Raw genomic sequence first — 23,013 nt, forward strand, 5'->3', positions numbered from 1 at the left:
AGTTTTTCTTATATTATTCTAAGTTGTTTATCAATTCACAAATATTTTCTAGTGCTTTTTCTTCATCACTGCCTTTTATCACTAAATTAACAGTACTATCTTTATTAATTCCTAAAGATAAAATTCCTATTAAACTTTTAGCATTAGCAGCTTTATCATTATATTCAATACTTATTGATGATTTAAACGATGATGCTACTCTAACTAATAAAGTAGCTGGTCTAGCATGTAATCCTTGTGAATTTTTAATTTTTAATTCTTTTGATACCACTGGCATCACCTCTTAATTATTGTATGTTTTTTATAAATTTTTCTATTCTGTTTAGTCCTTCTTTTATATTTTCTACAGATGTAGCATAAGATAATCTTACAAATTCATCAACTCCAAATGCTATACCTGGAACTAACGCAACTTTTTCTTCCTCTAATAATAATTGTGAGAAAGTTAATGAATCTTTTATTGTTACACCATTAAATTTTTTACCTAAAACTTTACTTATATTAACCATAACATAAAATGCACCTTCTGGTTTTACACAAGATAAATTATCTATTGAATTAATTCTATCAACCATAAAATCTCTTCTATTTTTAAATTCTTTTATCATTGCTTCAACTTCGCCTTGTTCCCCATTTAAAGCTTCAACTGATGCATATTGAGATATTGAACAAGGATTTGATGTTGTATGACTTTGAACGTTTGACATTAGTTTTGCAATTTCTTCTGAAGCTGCAACATAACCAATTCTCCAACCAGTCATAGCATATGCTTTGGATACACCGTTAATAACTATTGTTCTATTATAAGCATCTTCTGAAAGACTTGCTATTGATATATGACCTTCTGAACCATATAATAATTTTTCATAAATTTCATCTGAAATAATCATTATATCTTTTTCTTTAGCAAAGTCTGCTATAGCTAATAACTCCTCTTTTGTATACGCTGTTCCTGTTGGATTATTAGGACTATTTAATATTAAAGCTTTTGTTTTTTCTGTTGTAGCTTTTTTTAATGCATCTACTGTTAACTTAAAGGCATTTGATTCTGAAGTTTCTACAAAAACTGGCTTTCCATCTGCTAGTTGTACTAGTTCAGGATAACTTACCCAATAAGGAACTCCAATTAGTACTTCATCATTAGGATTTAAAATAGCTTGAAATGCATTTGCTAAACATTGTTTAGCTCCTGTTGAAATTACTATTTGAGATGTTTTATAAGTTAAATTATTATCATTTTTAAACTTATTAACTATTGCTTCTTTTAATTCAACTATTCCTGAAGCAGCAGTATATCTAGTTAATCCCTTTTGAATTGCATCAATAGCAGCATTTTGAATATTTTTTGGAGTATTAAAATCTGGCTCACCTGCTCCAAATCCAATCACATCTATTCCATCTGCTTTCATTTGTTTTGCTTTAGCTGTTATTGCTAAAGTTAAAGATGGTGAAATTTGCAAAGCTTTATTTGATAATTTCATAAATTAAACCCCCATTGCTCAGTATATTTTATGTAAACTTGAATTGATACCTTCATTTTTCCCTCTTATGAAGGATATACTTCATACAATTTATACTATATCATTTATTGTATAAAGTGTAAACAAGTTTATAGCGTATTTTGAACATTTACTAAACAAAGTGACACATTATATATCTATTTGTATATCACTTTTATTTTAAATCATAACTCATTATATATTATGGTTTGTTTTTTATAATTCATTCTATATTTTTTATTTTTTTATAATAAAGTAAATTTAACACTTAACTTTTCACTATATTTTCTATACAGCATTAAAAAACAATCCCAAAATAGAATTTAAATACTATTTTGGGATTGTGCCTATATAATTTATTTTCTAATAATTATCTAGGTTGTACAATTAATCTTATAGCAGTTCGTTCTTCCCCATCGATTTCTATATCTGTAAATGCTGGAACACAAACTAAATCTATTCCACTCGGTGCTACAAACCCCCTAGCTATGGCAACCGATTTCACAGCTTGATTAAGAGCACCAGCACCTATAGCCTGTATTTCTGCTGCTCCTTTTTCTCTTAATACCCCTGCTAAAGCTCCTGCTACTGAATTTGGGCTTGATTTTGCTGAAACTTTTAATACTTCCATGATTAACCCTCCTAGTAAATTTAAATTCTGTATAATTAGATATTCTACAAAAGTTAAAAAAATCCTCTTAAATTTTTGATAAAAATAAATTTTTTCAAAATTTAAGAAGATTATTTTTGTCTATTTTATAAAAATTTACTATTTTGCATACTCTATAGCTCGAGTTTCTCTGATTACATTTACCTTTATTTGACCTGGGTACTCTAATTCTCCCTCTATTCTCTTCACAATATCCCTTGCCACCTCAATAGCGCCTGTATCATCAATCTCTTCTGGTTTAATCATAATTCTAACTTCTCTTCCAGCCTGAATGGCATATGACTTTTCTACACCTTCATATGAATTTGCAATTTCTTCAAGCTTTTCTAAACGCTTAATGTAAGCCTCTAAAGTTTCTCTTCTAGCTCCTGGCCTTGCCGCTGAAATAGCATCAGCTGCTTGAACCAAAACAGCTTCAAGTGATTGTTGTTCAACATCTCCATGGTGAGCAGCTATAGCATTTACAACTATTGCTGATTCATGATATTTTTTTGCAAGTTCTGATCCTATTAATGCATGTGGACCTTGAACTTCATGATCTACTGCTTTACCAATGTCATGTAACAACCCACATCTTTTTGCAACTGTTGGATCTATACCTAACTCTGAAGCCATTAGCCCTGCTAAATAAGAAACCTCAATTGAATGTTTTAACACATTCTGACCATAACTTGTTCTGTACTTAAGTCTTCCTAATAGTTTTAATACCTCTATATGTAGACCATGTACACCTGTTTCAAAAGTAGCCTGTTCGCCTTCTTCTCTGATATCATTTTCTACATCCTTCTTAGCTTTTTCAACCATTTCTTCTATTCTAGCAGGATGTATTCGTCCATCAACTATTAATTTTTCTAAAGCTATTTTAGCAACTTCTCTTCTAATCGGATCAAATCCTGAAAGAATCACGGCTTCTGGAGTATCATCTATAATTAAATCTACACCTGTAAGAGTTTCAAGTGCTCGAATATTTCTACCCTCTCTACCAATTATCCTTCCTTTCATTTCATCATTTGGAAGTGAAACAACATGAACAGTAGATTCTGCAACATGGTCTGCTGCACATCTTTGTATAGCATAAGTTATAATTTCTCTAGCTTTTTTATCAGCTTCTTCTTTCGCCTTTTGTTCAACATCTTTAATCATGATTGCTGTTTCATGTCTAATTTCTTTTCTTACTTCCTCAAGCAAAACTTGCTTAGCTTCTTCTGAAGTAAGATTTGATAATCTTTCTAATTCTTCTCTTTCTTTAGTATACAAGTCTTGTATACTCGTTTCTAATGCCTCTACCTCTTGTTGCTTCTTATTAAGTGTATCCTCTTTTTTTTCTAATATTGCATTTTTCTTATCTAGAGACTCTTCCCTTTGAATTACTCTTCTTTCAAGTCTTTGTACTTCATTTCTTCTTTCTCTAGACTCTCTTTCAAAATCCGTTCTTAATCTATGGACTTCTTCTTTAGCCTCTAGTATAGATTCTTTTTTTGCAGATTCGGCCTCTCTTTTAGCCTCCTCTATAATTTTTTTAGCATCTTCCTCAGACTTAGCAATATTAGCTTGTGATATATTTTTTCTAGTATAAATAACAACAAAAGTTCCAATTAAAATAACAATTAATAATCCTATTATAAACAATGCATTCAATCCAGTCATTGTATATAAACACCTCCTTCTTCATTTTTAGTGCAATCTATTTTACTCCAAAATAAAAGTTAGAAAAGGTGTCATACTTTATTCAATTGGTAGCAATTATATTATGCTAAACCAGTATTTGTATTTATTTTATATTACTTTCTATATAATGTCAAGATGATTAACATTTGCTAAAGAGTGCATAACACTAGCCTTTACAAGGTTTTCATAGTGCTATTTTTTTAATTCATTTTATTTTTTTATATTTAAAAATAATCAGGATATTATCTAAATTATAACCAAAATTCAATAGGTATATTCAAAGTCTTATTTTAAATATAATAATATTATTTCTTTAACTTTACATTTTATAAAATACTTAACTGATACCAATTTACACCTTTTTCTATGAATATTAACTTTCATTTAGAGACCTTGTATAGTTTTTTTATTGTTACAGCTGTTTTATATAAATAACCCTTCGAAAAACTATTCCTCATTAAGTATATATTATTAATATTAATATAAACAAGTATTTTAAATAAACTCTTTAATTTTTTTAAAATTAACTACCTTATATCTTTTTGAAATAAAAAAAGGAGGGTTTTCCCTCCTTAATTTCAAAAACTTATTTTGTAACTTCTTTTTCCTCTTTTGAAACTTTTTTTGATGAGTTTGTTGATTCTTTGTATAATGGTAAATCATATTTAGCTCTTATTTTATTTTCTATTTCTAATCTTATTTGAGGATTCTCTTTAAAATAGTTTTTAGCATTTTCTCTACCTTGTCCTAATCTTACATCACCATAAGAGAACCATGCACCACTCTTTTGAACTATTTCTTCTTTAACACCTATATCTAAAACATCACCTTCTTTAGATATACCTTCTCCATACATTATATCAAATTCAGCTTGTTTAAATGGAGGCGCCACTTTATTTTTAGTTATTTTCACTCTTGTTCTATTACCTAAAAATTCATCACCTTGTTTTATACTATCTATTCTTCTAACATCTAATCTTACAGATGCATAGAATTTTAATGCTCTTCCTCCAGGAGTCGTCTCTGGGTTACCAAACATTATTCCAACTTTTTCTCTTAACTGATTTATAAATACTGCTACACATTTAGATTTGTTTATAGAACCTGCTAGTTTTCTTAATGCTTGTGACATAAGTCTTGCTTGAAGTCCTACATGTGAATCACCCATCTCACCTTCTATTTCAGCCTTAGGCACTAATGCAGCAACAGAATCTACTACTACTATATCTACTGCACCTGAACGCACTAATGCTTCTGTTATTTCTAATCCTTGTTCTCCAGTATCTGGCTGAGATACAATTAAATTATCAATATCTACTCCTAATGCTTTTGCATAAACAGGATCTAAAGCGTGTTCTGCATCTATAAATGCAGCAACTCCACCAGCTTTTTGAGCTTCTGCAACAATATGTAAAGCTACTGTTGTTTTACCTGATGACTCTGGCCCAAATATTTCCATGATTCTTCCTCTTGGAACACCACCTATTCCAAGTCCTATATCAAGTCCTAAACAACCAGTTGAAATAGCATCTATCTCTAATACACTATTTTCTCCTAATTTCATAACAGAACCTTTTCCAAATTGCTTCTCTATTTGAGTCATAGCCGACTCTAAAGCCTTAAGCTTTTCACTATTCATATCGCGCCACCCTTTCTAATAAAAATCTTATATATAAGCTTAATATATAAACTTAATGTATCATACTAACAATATTTTTTGCTTAGTTAGACAAGTATACATTTTAAAATAAATGTTGTCAATTTATTTTATCATATTATTATTATTATACTTAACATTATATAATTTTTTAATCATTTTTTCTAACTATACTGAACATAGTATTAAGTAAAAAAACTAGTTAAAAACTAGTTTTTTTACTTTCAATAAAATCATTTTTAAACTAATTAAATTTTACTTTTCTGTATTTATGATATTTTTATTTTTCACAAAATAATCAATTCCTGAGATTAAAGTTATAATCACAGACAAAATCATAAATACTTTAGTTAATATAATCAATATATTATTTGGAACATTTAATGTTACTAGAGCTAATATTATAAAAGTCATTTGTACAACGGTTTTCCATTTTCCCCACTGACTAGCAGCAATAACTACCCCTTCTGAAGCAGCAACCGTTCTTAATCCAGAAACGGCAAATTCCCTAGCAACTATTACCATAACCATCCAAGCCGGCATAATCCCTAGCTCTACTAAAACTACAAGGGCAGATGTAACTAAAAGTTTATCTGCTAACGGGTCCATAAATTTTCCAAAATTAGTTATTTGGTTCCTACTTCTTGCTATATATCCATCTAATTTATCTGTTATTGATGCAACTATAAATATTACAGTTGCAATAAATATGCCTATTTTAGTATCAAAAGCCATGAAAAATAAAAAAAATGGCACTAAAATCATTCTTATTATTGTAAGCTTGTTTGCAAGATTCATAAAACACAACTCCCACTAAATATTTTTTAAACTTAACTTTAAGGTTATTTTTCCAATACAGCTATCAAATCATACTCTAACGCTCTAATAATTTTCACTTTAACAAATTGACCAATTTTCAACTCTTCTTTAGATTCTATAAATATTTCTCCATCTACCTCTGGACACATAACTGAATTTCTACCTATATAAACTTCTCCATCTTTACTTTCTACTAAAACATCATATATTTTTCCCACTTTATTTTTATTAACTTCTTTAGATATTTTTTGCTGCATTTGCATAATTTGATGATATCTTTCTTCTTTTATTCCTTCATCAATCTGATTATCCATCTCTGCTGCTACAGTATCTTCTTCTTGCGAGTAAGTAAATACGCCTAATTTGTCAAATTTTATTTCTTTTACAAACTCTTTTAGTTCATTAAAATCTTCTTCAGTTTCTCCAGGGAACCCTACTATAAGAGTTGTTCTTAAAACTACATCTGGTATTTGTTTTCTTAATTTTAGTATATTTTCAGTTATATTTCTTTTTCTTCCTTTTCTGCGCATTGATTTTAATATATTATCACTTATGTGTTGTATTGGAATATCTACATATTTACAAACTTTATCATTAGTTGCAAATTCACTTATTATATCATCTGTAAGTTCTTCTGCATAACAATATAAAACACGTATCCATTTAATACTATTTATTTTAGATAACTCTTTTAATAAGATATGTAGACTTTTTTCTTTATATATATCTATCCCATAACTTGTTGTATCTTGAGCTACTAATATTATTTCCTTATAACCATTTATAGCTAATTCTTTTACTTCTAAAATTATATCTTCCATTTTTCTACTTCTGTATTTACCTCTTATTTTAGGTATCGCACAATATGCACAGGTATTATTACAACCTTCAGCTATTCTTACATAAGCAGTTGTACTTCCAGTTGTAATTATTCTTTTTCCTACATTTATATTAGAATCACTATAATTTGTATACGCTATTTGTTTATTAGTTTTTAATACTTTTTCAACACTTTCAATTAATTTATCATAATCATTAACTCCTAATATAATATCTAGCTCAGGAATTAAATTTAAAAGTTCACTTCCATATCTTTGAGTTAAACATCCAGTTGCTATTAAGACCTTACATTTACCCTCTTTAAATCTTGACATTTCCAATATAGTATTTATAGATTCTTCTTTAGAGCTTTCTATAAATCCACAGGTATTTATAATTATTATGTCTGCATTTTCTGGTTCATTAACTACTTCATATCTTTCTTTCACTTTACCAACTATTATTTCAGAATCTATTCTATTTTTATCACAACCTAAATTTACTATTCCAACTTTTAACTTGTTCATTCATTTCCTCCTATTTATTATATATAATTGGAAGTTTTTCATTAGTTTTATAATGTAACACTTATATTTCAAAAAATATTATATATACCCTAAAGTTTAATGTACAATCACATTTATACTAAAAATAATATAGGTTATTTAAAGTAAATTTAATATTACAATTACATTATAACCTTATATTACAATTTTTAAAACATCTTATATTTCTTCTTTACTTAATAAAACTTGTCTTGGTTTACTTCCATTTCTCCCAGATATAATTCCGCGTTCTTCCATCTGATCAATAATTCTTGCCGCTCTATTATATCCTATTTTTAATCTTCTCTGCAACAGTGATGTAGATGCTTGTTCTTCCTCAACTACTATTTTTATGGCTTCATTTAAAAGCTCATCACATTCACTATCTTGAGATGGTTTTATCCCTTCTTCTATTTGCTCAATTATTTGTTCTGAATACACATGTTCTTCAATTTGATTTTTTATAAAACTAACAACTCTTTCTACCTCTTCTTCTGATACAAAAGCTCCTTGTATTCTTAGAGGCTTAGATTCCCCAACCGGATAAAATAACATGTCTCCTTTTCCCAGTAATTTTTCTGCACCAGATGAATCTAATATAGTTCTAGAGTCAATTTGACTTGAAACTGCAAAAGATATTCTTGAAGGTATATTAGCTTTTATAACTCCTGTAATTACATCTACAGAAGGTCTTTGTGTAGCTATAACTAAATGCATACCTGCCGCTCTAGCCATTTGCGCTAATCTTCCAATATAATCTTCAACATCGTGCGGACAAACCATCATAAGATCTGCAAGTTCATCTATAATAATTATTATCCATGGAAGTTTCTCTTCCACGATTCCTTTAGATGCCATTTCATTATATCCTTCTACATTTCTTACTCCACTATCTGCAAAAATTTTATATCTTCTTGTCATTTCATTTACAGCCCAATTCAATGCACCTGCTGCTTTTTTAGGGTCAGTTACTACTGGAATTAAAAGATGTGGAATTCCATTATATACATTTAATTCTACAACTTTAGGATCTATCAACACTAATTTCACTTCATCAGGTGAATATTTATACAAAATGCTCATAAGTAATGTGTTTATACATACACTTTTACCAGATCCTGTAGCTCCTGCCACAAGTAAATGAGGCATTTTAGTAAGATCTGATATAATAGAATTTCCTGCTATATCCTTTCCTAAACAAAAGGCTAAATTTTTATTAAAATTATTAAATTCCTCAGATTCTATTACTTCTCTTAAGTATACCGCTGAAAGTTCTTTATTAGGCACTTCTATGCCAACAGCTGCCTTTCCTGGTATAGGTGCCTCTATTCTTACTCCTGAAGCCGCTAAGTTTAGAGCAATATCATCTGCTAAATTGACTATTTTACTTACTTTTACCCCTGCACTAGGTTGAAGTTCAAATCTAGTTACTGATGGACCTTTTGTTACTTGTGTAACCTTTGCTTCTACTCCAAAACTTTGCAGAGTATCTTGAAGTTTACTTGCACTATTTAAAAGTTCTTTTTTATCACCTTTTTTTAATTGACTTTGATCATTTTTATAAAGCAAACTAATATCTGGATTTTTATAATTTAAAATCTTATTATTATTAAAGTCATTTATATTTAATTCTTCTACTTTTTCCTCTTGACTTAAATTATATTTTTTTATTCCATGAAAGCTATTTTTTGCTTTTTCATCTGAATTTTCAAAAGCAAAATCTGTATTATCACAATTTTTATCTTCTTCTTTTAAAAATTCTATAATTTTTATTTTATTATCATCATTATTCTCTTTTTTATTTGTAAGGTCAAAAAATGGGTTATCTAATGATATGTCTTCTGTTACTGCAACAGTATCATTTATTGGTATATCACTTTTTACAATTGTATTTTCAATGCTTTTATCTGAATTTTTAATTGTTGAACCTAAACTGGTAACCATATTTTTTGTAGTATGAATCATTTCTTTAATAGTACTATCTTTAATTAAAATTATTGCTAATAAATATACTGTTACAAATATAATATAGCTTCCTATACTTCCTAAAAGCTTATATAGCGGAAGAGTTATGAGATATCCTAGAACCCCTCCATGAACTATAGTATATGAGTTATAAACTAAATTAAGGCTTTTCATCAAGTTTCCATCTACATAATATTTAGGTAATGTAACCATTTGTACTATAAGAATAGTATTTATAATAAATAAAATTATTCCACAAACTTTTTTAGAAAACTCCATTTTCCCTTTAGTTATATAATTAAATCCTACAAAAATTAATATCAGTGGTAAGACATATGCTCCTATACCTACAATTCCAACTAATAAATTATAAAGGAATACTCCTAAAACACCTGTAAAAGATTCTTTTTGATTAAAAAGAGTAGAACAAAGACTTAACAATATTATTAGTGCTAATACTATTAATAATATTCCCTTCATTTCCTTGCTCATAGGTTTTGCTTGTTGTTTTTGTACCTTAGCTTTTGTCTTTTCCGACTTTTTTTTACCTTTTGTGCTACTTCTTGCCACTGTATCACCTCCGACATAATATATTTTAATTCTTTAACATAAAATAGAAATATATTAATTATATTTTTAAATAAATATGTAAAAAATTTCTGTTTAACTTAAAAATTATATTGACTACCATATATCTCTACAATATCCATTATAACCTTTTACAATATTTAAATCCATTTCATGAAATATTTTCATCTTATTCTTAAATAACATTATATATTATACTATATATTTTTTGTCTTTTTATATATATTTTTTAAATAGTACTATGTTTTTATATAAAATAATGCTTGTACACTTTTATACTAAAATATACTATCAATATGATTTACAAATATATTTGAATTTAATCCACCTAACTTTAATTATAATAATGATCTATTTTAATTTCAAATTAAAAAATAGGTCCAAAGACCTATTTTAAATTTGTTTTTATAAGCTCATTTAACTTATTTAAAGCTTGGGATATTCCACCAACCTCGTCAATCAATCCACATTCTACAGCTTGTTTTCCTATAAGTATAGTTCCCATATCATTTAAAAGTTCATCCGTCTGAGCCATCAGTTTTCTTAATTCTTCTTCAGAAATTTTAGATGTCCTAACTATAAATTCTACTATTCTGTCTTGCATTTTTCTAAAATATTCAAAAGTTTGTGGTGCTCCTATAACTAAACCATTCATTCTTACTGGATGAACTATCATCGTTGCTGTAGGTGATATAAAAGAATAATGTGATGATGTTGCTAGTGGCACACCTATTGAATGCCCTCCACCTATAACTAACGATACTGTAGGCTTTGTCAAACTATTAATCATTTCAGCTATAGCCAGACCTGCTTCTACATCTCCACCTACTGTATTCAATACAACTAATATTCCTTTTACATTTTTATCTCTTTCCATTGCAATTAATTGTGGAATTACATGTTCATATTTTGTAGTTTTTGTTTGCGGAGATCCTACGTTGTGCCCTTCAATTTGCCCAATTATAGGCAATACCTGTATACTTTCATCTACTTCTGGAACACTTTGAACGCCTAATTCTTTAATATTTTCAATATTTTCACTAGCTCTTATTTCATCTTCATTTTTTTCCACTTCACTTACAATATTCTTTGTTACTTCCTTTTCTTCTTTTTCTAAATTCATAAAACAACCTCCCTAAATGACATATTTATATTCTGTGCATTTAGGGACATGGTTATACTTATTGTTCTAAATTAAATTCTTTATGAAGAAGGTTTATAGCTGACTGTGTATTTATTTCCTCTACCAAACACCAAATTGTCATATGTGAGTCTGCTGTTTGTAAAACCTCTATATTTCCTTTAGTTAATGCCTTTAATATTCGTGCCATTACCCCTGGAACACCCTTCATTTTAGAACCTATTACAGCTATTTTACTGCAGTTTTCTATATAAGAATATTCTAAGTTAATTTCTTTTAATATAGATTTAAATTTATCTAAATCTTTACTTTCTATAGTAAATATTTTTTGCTTTGGAAACACACTAATAAGATCTATACTTATATTCTCATTTGCCAAAATCTCAAATAAATTTATATATTCTTCAGTGCCATTATGACTTACTGTTATTTGGACTCTATCTTTAATATGTGTTATCCCAGTAATAATACTGCTAGATAAATCACAAATTTCATTTGAAATTGTAGTTCCTTCACAATCACTTAATGTATTTTTAATAACTAATGGGATACCATATTTTTTTGATATTTCCACAGCTCTTGGATGTATAACTTTTGCCCCTTGATCTGCAAATTGAAACACTTCATCATATCCTATTTGTTTTATAAGTGCAGCTTCAGAAACTATTCTAGGATCTGCAGTCATTATTCCATCTACATCTGTATATATATGAACTTCCTTAGCATTTAACCCTGCTCCTAAAATTGCACCAGTAACATCACTTCCACCTCTACCTAGAGTTGTTAAGTATCCATCCTCGCCAATTCCTTGAAATCCTGCAACAACTGGAACAATTCCTTTTTCTAATAACTCAAGTATTCTCTTGGAATCAACATTTAATATAGTTGCATTTCCATAAGTATTATCTGTTTGTATCCCTGCAAGGCCTCCTGTTAATGGAACAGCATTAATATCTTCATTATATAATTCATTACACATTACCACTGTGCTTATTATTTCTCCACATCCCAAAATGGCATCTGTGGCTAATAAGTTATTTCTTTTAAATTCATCATCTAATAATTGAAGCAACGTATCCGTTGCATAATTATCTCCTTTTCTTCCCATAGCAGAAACTACAACAACTGGACTATATCCATTTTCTATAGCAGATTTAACCTTTTTTACAACTAAATTTCTATTATTTTTACTTGAAACAGAAGTTCCTCCAAATTTTTGCACTAGTATCTTCATTAATACACCCCCGTTATATATGAGACCTTTTTAAAACTTCATCCTCTACATCAATTATTATAGTTCTTGATCCAATCTTCTTTACATGTTCCCATGGTACTTCCATAAGCCCATTACTTTTTAAAAAGCTAAATCCAGATTTGTTTTCATTTAACAATAATAATTTTAATACACCTTGTTCATCTATAACAATATCGTTATTGGCTAAAAAATTGTATTTATCTCCGTCATTGATATTTATAATCTCATATCTCTCCATTTCACTTAAATATTTAATATTTTCCTCCATAGTTACCCCCCATTTCTTTTATGTATATAAAGATAACTATGACTCTGTCTTTATATTTATGATATAAATTATCTATTATTTTTCTATATTAATTATATTTTCTTTATAATATTCATTTAATATATTTATGTCTTTACCTACAAATGCTGAATTAACAACACCTTGTTTGAATGTCTTATCTAGCACCCTCTCTACACTGTCCATATCTATCTTATCAATTTTATTTATTACATCCATAGGTGTATTTATTTTATTTTGAAACATAACAGATTTTCCATTACTAAACATTCTGCTGCTAGTACTTTCTAATCCTAATATATAATTTCCCTTTAATTGTTCCTTAGTTTTAGCTAATTTATTATTATCTATTTTCTTATTAGCAAACTTATACACTTCATCACTTATTGCTTCTAAAGCATATTTAGCATGTTTAGGATTTAATCCAGCATAAACATTAATTAACCCATTATTAACATGTGAAGTCATATACATGTATATTGAATAACACACCCCTAATTCTTCTCTTATTTTTTGAAATAATAAAGATGAAGCTCCTCCTCCTAAAATATTGGATAATAATATAGATGTATATAAATCGTTATCTCCTACTTTAAATCCATTCAATCCTAAATTTATGTGAAGTTGTTCTATATCTTTCTTTCTAAAACAATTATTTTTTAATATTTTTGGTGTTGAGTATAAAGTTATATTTTTATTTACTGATTGCCATTTTCCAAAATAATCCTCTACTAACTTTTCTATTTTGTTCATATCTAATTTTCCACATATAGATATGACACAATTTTCTGGTATGTAGTGAGCTTTAACATAATCTACCAATAAAGTTTTATTAAATGCTTTTACAGTAGATTGACTTCCTAAAATAGGAAGTGATAATCCATCATCACCCCAAGCAGCTTTTGCATGTAAATCGCCAAGTACATCTTCTGGATTATCTTCACTCATATTTATTTCCTCTATTACAACACCTTTTTCTTTCTCTATATCATCTTCATTGAATAAACTATTAAATAACATATCAGATAAAATTTCTAATCCAAGTTCTAGGTGTGTGTCTAAAGTTTTTATATAGTAGCACGTAGCCTCTTTACCTGTAAAGGCATTTATTTGACCACCTACATCTTCAATTTCTTCTGCGATCTCTTTAGATGTTCTATTTTCTGTACCTTTAAATAACATGTGTTCTATAAAATGGGATATTCCATTATTGCTTAGATTTTCTTTTCTTGACCCATTCTCTACCCATAATCCTATAGAAACTGAATTAAAGTGCTCAATATTCTCAACAACTACCCGTAATCCATTATTAAGTCTAAATAAATTATACATTTTCTTCTCCTTGTTGAAGGTATTTTTAAAATTTATTATAAATATAATCTATATTTTGGTAAAAATCAATATAAACAATTTTATTTCTATATTAATTTAAAATCTTTTATTATAAGTTCTTATATTATTATTTAAGATTATCGAATTATATATACCTATTAAAATAAACATTATATATTTCCATCTTTTAAAGTTTAAAATTAATTACATATTAACAAGAGTATATTTATAATAAATTTTAATTCAAATCTATTTTACTATATAATTGCATAAAAAAATAAAAAGGCAATAAGCCCTTCTATTTATAAATTACTTTTCTTCGTTATTACCTTGAGTATCTTTAATTGCATCTTTTCTTGAAAGATTGATTCTTCCTTGATTATCTATTTCAGTAACTTTTACTAAAATTTCATCACCAACTGATACAATATCTTCTACTTTATTTACTCTTTCTGCATCTAGTTTAGATATGTGAACTAAACCTTCTTTTTTAGGCATGATTTCTACAAATGCTCCAAATGCAGCTATTTTAGTTACTTTACCTAAATAAATTTCACCAACTTCGACTTCTTTAGTTATATCTTTTATCATTTTTAATGCTGCATTAGCACTTTCACTGTCATTAGACATTATAACTACTTTACCATCATCATTAGTATCTATTTTTACCCCTGTGTCAGCAATAATTTGTTTTATTGTCTTTCCACCAGGTCCTATTATATCTCTTATCTTATCTGGGTGAACAGTAATACTATACATTCTTGGCGCGTACTCAGATAATTCTTCTCTTGGCGCTGGTATACAATCCTTTATCTTATCTAAAATATAAAGTCTAGCAACTTTAGCTTTTTCTATAGATTGTCTTATACAATTTTTAGATAAGCCTTTTATTTTTGTATCTACTTGTATAGATGTTATTCCTTCTTCAGTACCAGCTACTTTAAAGTCCATATCTCCAAAGAAATCTTCTATTCCTTGAATATCAGTTAAAACTTCTTCTTCAGTTAAATCTTCACTAGTAATCAATCCCATCGCTATACCAGCTGCTGGTCTTTTTATTGGAACACCTGCATCTAATAGCGCTAATGTACTACCACACACACTTGCTTGAGATGTTGAACCGTTTGAGCTTAAAACTTCAGAAACTAATCTTATAGTATACGGGAACTCTTCTATTGAAGGTATAAGTGGTTCTAAAGCTCTTTCTGCTAAAGCTCCATGGCCTATTTCTCTTCTTCCTGGTCCTCTTAATGGTCTAACTTCTCCTACGCTATAAGCTGGGAAATTATAATGGTGCATATATCTTTTAAATTCTTCTTCACCTAAACCATCTATTATTTGGACATCTCCTAAAGCTCCTAATGTAGCAACAGTCATAACTTGAGTTAATCCTCTTGTAAATAGCCCTGTACCATGAGTTCTAGGTAATATTCCTGTTTCACAGCTGATTTTTCTTATTTCTTCAAAACCTCTTCCATCTGGTCTTCTTTTTTCTTTTAGTAACATATTTCTTACTACTTCTTTTTGAATACCATATATTACTTCAGCTATATCACTCATTTTATCTTCATATTTTTCGCCAAAGGCTTCATTTATTTTTTCTTTAATTTCAGAAATTCTTATATTTCTTTCATCTTTATCAGTGATATACATAGCTTCTTTTAACATTTCAAAAGAAAATTCTCTTATATCTTTTTCTAAACTTTCTTCTACTTTATGAAGTTCTGGTGTAATTTTTTCTTTTCCAAACTTAGCCCTAGCTTCTTCTTGGAATTTAACCATTTGTTGACATTGATCAAATCCATAATTTATAGCTTCAATCATAGTTTCCTCAGGTATTTCATCTCCACCAGCCTCTATCATCATAACTCTGTCTTTTGTAGCACAAACTGTTAATGATAATGAACTTTTTTCTCTTTCAGCTGCTGTAGGATTTGTTATAAATTCTCCATCTATAAGTCCTACTGAAACTGTTCCTACTGGATCTACAAATGGAATACTTGATAAATATAATGCAGTTGATGCTGCATTCATTGCTAATATGTCTGGAACATTGTCTTGCTCTACAGATACTACAGTACAAACAACTTGAACATCATTTCTATATCCCTTTGGAAATAAAGGTCTTATAGGTCTATCTATAGCTCTACCATTTAATACTGCTTTTTCCGAAGGCTTACCTTCCCTTTTTATAAATCCTCCTGGAATTTTTCCTACTGAATATAATCTTTCTTCATATTCAACACTTAGAGGGAAAAAGTCTATTCCTGCTCTAGGCTGTTCTGATGCATTTACATTAACAAGTACAACTGTGTCTCCATAATTCATGAAGAGCGCACAATCAGAAAGCATTCCTACTTTACCATATTCAACTTTCATTTGTCTTCCTGCCACAGTGGTTTCTAATGTGTGAATCATTTGTTTGCCTCCTTTCAATTATTATAATTACTTTATTATTTGTAACTATATTATTTATAATTTTTTTCATTTACCTAAAATAATAGAGCGGCACAGCCGCTCTAATTATTTTCTTATTCCTAACTCAGCTATTAAAGCACGATATCTTTCTATATCTTGCTTCTTTAAATAGTTTAAAAGACCTTTTCTTTGTCCAACCATCATTAGTAGACCTCTTCTTGAATGGTGGTCTTTTTTGTGAACTTTTAAGTGCTCAGTTAATTCTTTTATTCTTGCGCTTAATAAAGCCACTTGAACTTCTGGTGATCCTGTGTCTCCTTCTGTTCTTGCGAATTTAGCTATTATTTCTTGTTTTCTTGCCTTATCCATGTGTAAAACACCTCCGATTGTAATATCCCCTTATTCCAAGTAGTCCGTTGGCAATTCAGTAAACTTAGCATAAGGTTCAAAGAAATTATATCAAATAAAATTATCTTTGTAAATTATTTATTGCTAATTTATATTTATATTTAGTTTTATACTTATATTTTTGACAAATTCTTTATCTTTATTCAATTGATTTACTAAATCTTCTATTATATTAAATTTTTTTTCTTCTCTAATTTTATGTACAAAATATAACTCTACAGATTCACCATAAATCTCTTTATCAAAATCAAAAATATTTGTCTCTACGCTAAGACTTTTTCCGTTAACTGTAGGATTAAATCCTATATTAGTCATAGCATGATACACATCACCTTTATATTTTACTAATGTATAATATACACCTCTACTAGGTAATACTAATTTATTATCATACTTTAAATTTATAGTAGGAAATCCCATTATTTTACTACCTATTTGTTTTCCTTTTATAACATTACCTGAAAGAGAGTATGTTCTTCCTAGCATTTCATTTGATTTTTCTAGATTTCCTTCTTTTATATACTTTCGTATTTTAGAACTACTGATTACCTCATCTTCTATTTTTACTGGCTCAACTATACAAAGAGAAAAATTTAGTAATTTACTATATTTCTTTAATAAATTAACATCTCCTAAGTTTTTATATCCAAATTTATAATTAAATCCTACAACTATACCTTTTACATTATAAGTTTCAACTAATTTTATTATAAATTCTTCTGGAGATATTTGCATAAGTTTTTTGTCAAAGGTCATAAAATTTAAAATATCTAATCCCAAATTTTCTAGCACCTTAATTTTATTTTTATTATCCATAATAAGTTTAGGTGCTATAACACTATTTATAGTTACTAATGGATGAGGATAAAATGTACAGACCATTGACTTTGCATTTTTACTTTTATTGCTTAAATTAAATTTTCTAGTCATTTCAATTGTTTGCTCTATTAGTTTTTGATGTCCCAAGTGAATTCCATCAAAACTCCCCAATGCAACAAAAGTATCTGTGTTTATTTTTTCAGAAAAATTATCCCTCAATACTTTCATACATAATACCTCTAAACTAAAATTTTTATTAATTTAAATCCTATCTCCGTTTTTCTACCTATTGCTATTAAATCATTATCTTCATTATAAATCCTATATATTTTAAACTCTTCAATATTATCAATGAAACTTCTATCTTTTACAGCAACACCATTTAAAAGTAATTTTTCGAATTTATTATTTACTATTAATTTAGGGTAATCTAAAAACGCACTTTCAACTGAAAGAATATACTGCTCTACATTGTCTTTATGTAAATCTTTTATATTTATACTATTTTCTTTAGTAAATCTACCAGTTGACGTCCTTTCTAAATCTGTCATAACTGCACCACATTGCAATTTTTCTCCTATATCATAGCATAAACTTCTTATATATGTCCCTTTTGAACATCTTACTTTAAATTTTACATAAGGTATATCTATATTTTCTATAGTAATATCATGTATTTTTACATCTCTTGCTGCTCTTTCTATTTCTATACCTTGTCGTGCTAATTCATAAAGTTTCTTTCCATTAACCTTTAAAGCAGAATACATAGGAGGTACCTGTTTTATATCGCCTTTAAACGAGTTTATAACAGCTTTTACTTCATCTTCTGTAACTTTCACTTCAAATGTTTTTATTACTTTACCTTCAACATCATAAGTGTCTGTTACTTCTCCAAGTTTTAGTGTAGCAACATACTCTTTTGTACCTTCCATTATATAATCTATTATTTTAGTTGATCTTCCAAAACATACTGGTAAAACGCCACAAGCCTGCGGATCTAAAGTCCCACAATGACCAACTTTTTTTTCTCCCAATATTTTTCTTAAATCTCTTACAACATCGAAAGAAGTCATATTTTTAGGTTTATAAATATTTAATATACCACTTTTTTTATTACCAAAACTCATTTACATCAACTCTTTTTCTAATATAGCTATTAATTTTTCTTTAATTTCTTCCATAGTAGATTCATAGTAAAAACCTGCTGCTCTAACATGTCCACCACCATTAAATCCTTCTGCAATTTTTCTTACATCCACTTTTTCTTTTGAACGCAAACTTACTTTTACCCCATTATCTGCCTCTTTTATAAGAGCAGTAACATCTGCACCCTTTATTTTAGTTCCAAAAACCAACAAATCTGATGTATCACTTTGTTCTATTCCAAGAGATTCTAAATCTGTTTTGTTTAAGTACATAAATACTGCATTATTTTCACATTGCATTTCCATTTTTTCTATAACTTTTCCATATAATTTTACTCTATTAAATTCTTTGTTATCAAAAATTTTTCTATGAATTTCACTAAAGTTCAAACCATTTTCTATAAGATAACCTGCAATTTCATGAGTAACTTTTGTTGTGTTACTATGTCTAAAAGACCCTGTATCAGTAAGTAATGATGTGTATATCCCTGCTCCCATATTTTCTGTTATATGTATTTTAAGCATTCTTATAATGTTAAATACTATTTCTCCTACTGCAGCTGACTCAACACTTACATAATTAATATCTCCATACATTTCATTAGACATATGATGATCTATATTAATTATTGAATATTTTCTATTTTCAAAATCTAATTCTGCATTAATTCTTTTTTTATCACCACAATCTAAAACTATAACTAAATCAATATTTTCTTGTGGTTTATATTCCTCTATATTAATTTCTTCAGCTATTTTTAAATAAGAGAAAGCATTTGGTATTTCTTCTTTACAAAGCACTTGCACATTTTTATTTAAACTTTTAAGCGCTAACATCAATGCTGTTGCGCTTCCTAGGGAATCTCCATCTGGTGATACATGGAAAGTAATAGCTATGCTATTACTTTCCATAATTTTTTCTACAACTTTTTCTAAATTCATACTAACTATTTCTTTATTTTATCAAATAAAGATTCTAGATGCATTGCTTTATCTAGTGTTGTATCTAATTCTATAATCACCTGTGGTACTTGCCTTAATTTAACATTTTTCCCTATTTCTTTTCTTATAAATCCAACTGAACTTTTTAATGCTGCAAGTGAATCTTGTTTTTCTTTTTCATTTCCGAAAATACTAACATATATTTTAGCATAGCTTAAATCTTTACTTACGTCTACATCAGTTACGCTTACCATTGCAGTTAATCTAGGATCTTTTATCTTATTTTGTATGGTATTACTTACGTCTTTTTTTATTTCTTCGTTTATTCTACCGCCTCTATAATTTGCCACGTAACTCACTCCTTAAACTATATTTGTTTTGGTTTAATTTCTTCCATGATGTATGCTTCTACTATATCTTCTTCTTTAATGTCATTGAATTTTTCTACACTTAAACCGCATTCAAATCCTGACGCTGCTTCTTTAACATCATCTTTAAATCTTTTTAATGAAGCTAAAGTAGATTCAAATATAACTACACCATTTCTTATAACTCTAACACTAGAGTTTCTTGTGATTTTACCATTTAATACATAACATCCTGCTATAGTACCAATATTAGATATTTTGTATACCTGTCTTACTTCTGCTCTACCTTGGATAACTTCTTTATATTCTGGATCAAGCATTCCAAGCATAGCTGATTTTATGTCTTCAATAGCATCATATATTATTCTATATGTTTTTATTTCAACACTTTCTTTTTCCCCAGCAGCTATAGCATTGTTATCTGGTCTTACATTAAATCCTATTATTATGGCATTTGAAGCTGTTGCTAATGTAACATCTGTTTCTGTTATAGCTCCAACTCCACCATGTATTACTCTTACTTTTACATTGTCTGTTGAAAGTTTTTCTAAAGATTGTCTTATAGCTTCTACTGAACCTTGAACATCAGCTTTAACTATAACGCTTAATTCTTTAACTTTACCTTCTTGTATTTGACTATATAAGTTTTCCATTGAAACCTTATTAGAAGCTGTGAAGCTTTCTTGTCTAATTTTTTCTTTTCTATTATCAGCCATATTTCTTGCAGTTTTTTCATCTTTAACTACATTAAATCTATCTCCAGCTGCTGGAACTTCAGATAATCCTAAAATTTCTACTGGTATAGATGGTCCTGCTGATTTTATTTTCTTTCCTTTGTCATCTATCATAGCTCTTATTCTACCATAAGTAGTTCCAACTATTATAGAATCACCAACATTTAATGTTCCATTTTGAACAAGTAATGATGCTACTGGACCTCTACCTTTGTCAAGCTTAGCTTCAATTACTGTACCTTTTGCTCTTCTGTCTGGATTTGCTTCTAACTCTAACATTTCAGAAGTTAAAACTATCATTTCTAATAATGTGTCCAAACCTTCTCTAGTGTGTGCAGATACAGGTACACAAATAGTATCTCCACCCCAGTCTTCTGCTACTAATCCATGTTCTGTTAATTCTTGTTTAACTCTATCTGGGTTTGCTGCTGGTCTATCCATTTTATTTATAGCAATAATTAGAGGTACTTCTGCTGCTTTACAGTGATTTATAGCTTCAATTGTTTGAGGCATTATTCCATCATCTGCTGCTACTACTAATACAACAACATCTGTTATTTGCGCTCCTCTTGCTCTCATAGCAGTAAAGGCTTCATGTCCTGGAGTATCTAAGAATGTTATCTTTTGTCCATTTACATCTACAGTATAAGCTCCTATGTGTTGAGTAATTCCTCCAGCTTCTGTAGCTGTAACTTTAGAATGTTTTATAGCGTCTAGAAGTGATGTTTTACCATGGTCAACGTGACCCATTATTGTAACAACTGGTGGTCTTTTTTTCATATCTTCATCTTCTGATTGAATATCTTCAACTTCTATTTCTTCACCTAATTTACCAGCTTCTTCTTCTTTTAATACAGCAAATGCACCAAACTTTTCTATTACCTTTTCAGCTATGTTAAAATCTATTTCTTGGTTCATATTTGCCATTACGCCTAAAAACATTAGTTCTTTAATTACTTCAACAGAAGATTTATTTAATTTTTCAGCTAAATCCTTAACAACTATAGTGCCTTCAATTTCAATAACTTCATCTACTGAATCATTCTCTGTTGAATCATCATCTCTACCATCTCTATTTTTACCTTTGTTCTTGTTTTTCTTCTTATTTAATTTATTAACACTTTCATTTTCTATATGTTCATAAATTTCAACTATGTCGTTTTCTTTTGACTTATTTTCAGCAAAAAGTTCCTTAATTAATTCAGCATCTTCCTCATCTATGACACTCATATGATTTTTTGCTTCAACACCAAATTCTTCAAAAAGAACCGTTATTAATTCTTTACTTGAAACACCTAATTCTTTAGCTAATTCGTATATTCTTGTTTTCGCCAAAGCTTTCACCTCCAAATTTATATGCTTTCGTGATTATTCCATAACTCTATAAGCTTTTTGCTCATATTATTATCTTTTACACACAGTACATTTATCTCTTCTCTACCTAGTGGCTTGCCTAATTCATTTTTAGGAATATCCTCTATTAGTTGTACTGATTTTTCTTCTGAAATTTTTCTAAATTTCTTTTTAGTATTCTCTGAGCATTCTTTTGACAATATTATAAGATAAATCTTTTCTTTTTTTATTGCTTCTTCACACTTATTGTAGCCTTCTATTAAGTTTCTTGATTTTTTAGTTAAACCTAAAAATTGATAAAACTTATTGTTCATCATTTATCTCTTCCTTTAGCTTTATAAAAACCTCTTCGTCTATATTTACTTCTAAATTTCTCTCTAATCTCTTGGCTTTTATAGCTTTTTCAAGGCAATCAATATTTTTGCAAATATAAGCTCCTCTGCCTGGTTTTTTACCTGTCATATCTATAGAGATTTCTCCCTCTTTATTTCTTACAACTCTTATAAGTTGTTTTTTATCTTTCATTTCCATACAACCAGTGCACATTCTTTGAGGTACTTTTTTTACCTTCATAATTATCAC

The 23,013-nt window shown here is 28.6% G+C and carries 21 protein-coding genes; all 21 read right to left on the reverse strand.

What is annotated here, in order from left to right; all coding sequences use genetic code 11:
* Positions 1-13: 13 nt before the first annotated feature.
* Positions 14-271 (reverse strand): HPr family phosphocarrier protein, encoded by a 258-nt coding sequence (locus CSGHG_RS03330; RefSeq protein ID WP_010292703.1) that lies wholly within the window; start codon positions 269-271, stop codon positions 14-16.
* A 16-nt stretch (positions 272-287) separates the two neighbouring features.
* On the reverse strand, positions 288-1,481 hold the full coding sequence (locus CSGHG_RS03335) for a pyridoxal phosphate-dependent aminotransferase (RefSeq protein WP_010292704.1): 1,194 nt from the start codon (positions 1,479-1,481) through the stop codon (positions 288-290).
* 388 nt (positions 1,482-1,869) lie between these two features.
* Positions 1,870-2,130 carry a stage V sporulation protein S gene (locus CSGHG_RS03340; protein ID WP_010292705.1) on the reverse strand — a complete coding sequence of 87 codons (261 nt, stop codon included), beginning with the start codon at positions 2,128-2,130 and terminating at the stop codon, positions 1,870-1,872.
* 138 nt (positions 2,131-2,268) lie between these two features.
* Entirely contained in the window at positions 2,269-3,816 is a 1,548-nt protein-coding gene (gene rny, locus CSGHG_RS03345; protein ID WP_010292706.1) for a ribonuclease Y, read from the reverse strand.
* 607 nt (positions 3,817-4,423) lie between these two features.
* Entirely contained in the window at positions 4,424-5,476 is a 1,053-nt protein-coding gene (gene recA, locus CSGHG_RS03350) for a recombinase RecA (protein ID WP_010292709.1), read from the reverse strand.
* Between the two features lie 273 nt (positions 5,477-5,749).
* Entirely contained in the window at positions 5,750-6,292 is a 543-nt protein-coding gene (gene pgsA / locus CSGHG_RS03355; RefSeq protein WP_010292711.1) for a CDP-diacylglycerol--glycerol-3-phosphate 3-phosphatidyltransferase, read from the reverse strand.
* A 44-nt stretch (positions 6,293-6,336) separates the two neighbouring features.
* Complete coding sequence (rimO, locus tag CSGHG_RS03360; protein ID WP_010292713.1) at positions 6,337-7,659, reverse strand: 30S ribosomal protein S12 methylthiotransferase RimO; 1,323 nt, start codon at positions 7,657-7,659, stop codon at positions 6,337-6,339.
* A gap of 198 nt (positions 7,660-7,857) precedes the next feature.
* Entirely contained in the window at positions 7,858-10,134 is a 2,277-nt protein-coding gene (locus tag CSGHG_RS03365) for an FtsK/SpoIIIE family DNA translocase (RefSeq protein ID WP_042316028.1), read from the reverse strand.
* A gap of 484 nt (positions 10,135-10,618) precedes the next feature.
* Entirely contained in the window at positions 10,619-11,353 is a 735-nt protein-coding gene (locus CSGHG_RS03370) for a ClpP family protease (RefSeq protein ID WP_010292718.1), read from the reverse strand.
* A gap of 58 nt (positions 11,354-11,411) precedes the next feature.
* Entirely contained in the window at positions 11,412-12,605 is a 1,194-nt protein-coding gene (gene dapG / locus CSGHG_RS03375) for an aspartate kinase (RefSeq protein ID WP_010292720.1), read from the reverse strand.
* Between the two features lie 13 nt (positions 12,606-12,618).
* Positions 12,619-12,894, reverse strand: coding sequence for a YlmC/YmxH family sporulation protein (locus tag CSGHG_RS03380; protein WP_010292723.1), 276 nt, complete (start codon positions 12,892-12,894; stop codon positions 12,619-12,621).
* Positions 12,895-12,969: 75 nt separating this feature from the next.
* On the reverse strand, positions 12,970-14,244 hold the full coding sequence (locus CSGHG_RS03385) for a M16 family metallopeptidase (protein WP_010292725.1): 1,275 nt from the start codon (positions 14,242-14,244) through the stop codon (positions 12,970-12,972).
* A 309-nt stretch (positions 14,245-14,553) separates the two neighbouring features.
* Positions 14,554-16,662 carry a polyribonucleotide nucleotidyltransferase gene (locus CSGHG_RS03390; protein WP_010292726.1) on the reverse strand — a complete coding sequence of 703 codons (2,109 nt, stop codon included), beginning with the start codon at positions 16,660-16,662 and terminating at the stop codon, positions 14,554-14,556.
* Positions 16,663-16,767: 105 nt separating this feature from the next.
* Positions 16,768-17,031, reverse strand: coding sequence for a 30S ribosomal protein S15 (gene rpsO / locus CSGHG_RS03395; RefSeq protein ID WP_010292729.1), 264 nt, complete (start codon positions 17,029-17,031; stop codon positions 16,768-16,770).
* Between the two features lie 123 nt (positions 17,032-17,154).
* Positions 17,155-18,117, reverse strand: a complete 963-nt coding sequence (locus CSGHG_RS03400) for a bifunctional riboflavin kinase/FAD synthetase (RefSeq protein WP_010292731.1) — start codon at positions 18,115-18,117, stop codon at positions 17,155-17,157.
* An 11-nt stretch (positions 18,118-18,128) separates the two neighbouring features.
* Positions 18,129-19,016, reverse strand: a complete 888-nt coding sequence (gene truB / locus CSGHG_RS03405) for a tRNA pseudouridine(55) synthase TruB (protein ID WP_010292733.1) — start codon at positions 19,014-19,016, stop codon at positions 18,129-18,131.
* Positions 19,017-19,976 (reverse strand): DHH family phosphoesterase, encoded by a 960-nt coding sequence (locus CSGHG_RS03410; protein ID WP_010292734.1) that lies wholly within the window; start codon positions 19,974-19,976, stop codon positions 19,017-19,019.
* 5 nt (positions 19,977-19,981) lie between these two features.
* Entirely contained in the window at positions 19,982-20,326 is a 345-nt protein-coding gene (gene rbfA, locus CSGHG_RS03415) for a 30S ribosome-binding factor RbfA (protein ID WP_010292736.1), read from the reverse strand.
* A gap of 17 nt (positions 20,327-20,343) precedes the next feature.
* Entirely contained in the window at positions 20,344-22,413 is a 2,070-nt protein-coding gene (gene infB, locus CSGHG_RS03420) for a translation initiation factor IF-2 (protein ID WP_010292737.1), read from the reverse strand.
* A gap of 17 nt (positions 22,414-22,430) precedes the next feature.
* On the reverse strand, positions 22,431-22,748 hold the full coding sequence (locus CSGHG_RS03425) for a 50S ribosomal protein L7ae-like protein (protein ID WP_026022209.1): 318 nt from the start codon (positions 22,746-22,748) through the stop codon (positions 22,431-22,433).
* A complete protein-coding gene (gene rnpM, locus CSGHG_RS03430; protein WP_010292740.1) occupies positions 22,735-23,004 on the reverse strand; it encodes an RNase P modulator RnpM in 270 nt (89 codons plus the stop codon). The genes CSGHG_RS03425 and rnpM overlap by 14 nt, the downstream gene beginning before the upstream one ends.
* Between the last annotated feature and the right edge of the window lie 9 nt (positions 23,005-23,013).

The sequence above is a fragment of the Clostridium senegalense JC122 genome (assembly GCF_000285575.1).
Taxonomy (GTDB): Bacteria; Bacillota; Clostridia; order Clostridiales; family Clostridiaceae; genus Clostridium_J; species Clostridium_J senegalense.

Coding starts and splice junctions, on each gene's coding strand:
- CSGHG_RS03335 (WP_010292704.1), bottom strand. CDS start 1,481: ATGAAATTATCAAATAAAGCTTTGCAAATTTCACCATCTTTAACTTTA.
- CSGHG_RS03340 (WP_010292705.1), bottom strand. CDS start 2,130: ATGGAAGTATTAAAAGTTTCAGCAAAATCAAGCCCAAATTCAGTAGCA.
- rny (WP_010292706.1), bottom strand. CDS start 3,816: ATGACTGGATTGAATGCATTGTTTATAATAGGATTATTAATTGTTATT.
- recA (WP_010292709.1), bottom strand. CDS start 5,476: ATGAATAGTGAAAAGCTTAAGGCTTTAGAGTCGGCTATGACTCAAATA.
- pgsA (WP_010292711.1), bottom strand. CDS start 6,292: ATGAATCTTGCAAACAAGCTTACAATAATAAGAATGATTTTAGTGCCA.
- rimO (WP_010292713.1), bottom strand. CDS start 7,659: ATGAACAAGTTAAAAGTTGGAATAGTAAATTTAGGTTGTGATAAAAAT.
- CSGHG_RS03365 (WP_042316028.1), bottom strand. CDS start 10,134: ATGAGCAAGGAAATGAAGGGAATATTATTAATAGTATTAGCACTAATA.
- CSGHG_RS03370 (WP_010292718.1), bottom strand. CDS start 11,353: ATGAATTTAGAAAAAGAAGAAAAGGAAGTAACAAAGAATATTGTAAGT.
- dapG (WP_010292720.1), bottom strand. CDS start 12,605: ATGAAGATACTAGTGCAAAAATTTGGAGGAACTTCTGTTTCAAGTAAA.
- CSGHG_RS03380 (WP_010292723.1), bottom strand. CDS start 12,894: ATGGAGGAAAATATTAAATATTTAAGTGAAATGGAGAGATATGAGATT.
- CSGHG_RS03385 (WP_010292725.1), bottom strand. CDS start 14,244: ATGTATAATTTATTTAGACTTAATAATGGATTACGGGTAGTTGTTGAG.
- CSGHG_RS03390 (WP_010292726.1), bottom strand. CDS start 16,662: ATGATTCACACATTAGAAACCACTGTGGCAGGAAGACAAATGAAAGTT.
- rpsO (WP_010292729.1), bottom strand. CDS start 17,031: ATGGATAAGGCAAGAAAACAAGAAATAATAGCTAAATTCGCAAGAACA.
- CSGHG_RS03400 (WP_010292731.1), bottom strand. CDS start 18,117: ATGAAAGTATTGAGGGATAATTTTTCTGAAAAAATAAACACAGATACT.
- truB (WP_010292733.1), bottom strand. CDS start 19,016: ATGAGTTTTGGTAATAAAAAAAGTGGTATATTAAATATTTATAAACCT.
- CSGHG_RS03410 (WP_010292734.1), bottom strand. CDS start 19,976: ATGAATTTAGAAAAAGTTGTAGAAAAAATTATGGAAAGTAATAGCATA.
- CSGHG_RS03425 (WP_026022209.1), bottom strand. CDS start 22,748: ATGATGAACAATAAGTTTTATCAATTTTTAGGTTTAACTAAAAAATCA.
- rnpM (WP_010292740.1), bottom strand. CDS start 23,004: ATGAAGGTAAAAAAAGTACCTCAAAGAATGTGCACTGGTTGTATGGAA.